Source organism: Bacillus cereus group sp. BfR-BA-01355 (assembly GCF_022663675.1).
Taxonomy (GTDB): Bacteria; Bacillota; Bacilli; order Bacillales; family Bacillaceae_G; genus Bacillus_A; species Bacillus_A thuringiensis_S.
Window position 1 is genome coordinate 1 of record NZ_JAKUFY010000442.1, and the last position, 233, is coordinate 233.

The following is a 233-nucleotide window of genomic DNA, read 5'->3' on the forward strand; positions in this document are numbered from 1 at the left end:
GGAATAAGAAGATTGCGAATGCAACAGGACAAACACAAACAAGTGAAGTAACGAAAACAAAAGCTGAAGTGAAAGATAGCGGAGCGAAGAAAGAAGAGAAAAAGGAAGAGAAAAAACAAGATACGAAGTCATCTTTTAATGAAGCATATGCGAAGAATTTGCCAGATGCAGTGAAAGAGAAGTTAAAGAAAGCTGCGGAGGATAAAAAGGCAGTAAATCTTGTTATTGTTGGT

At 36.9% G+C, this 233-nt stretch carries 1 pseudogene; it reads left to right on the forward strand.

From position 1 onward, the window contains the following. Window positions 1–233: pseudogene (locus tag MR167_RS32400) on the forward strand (SGNH/GDSL hydrolase family protein); the annotation flags it as partial.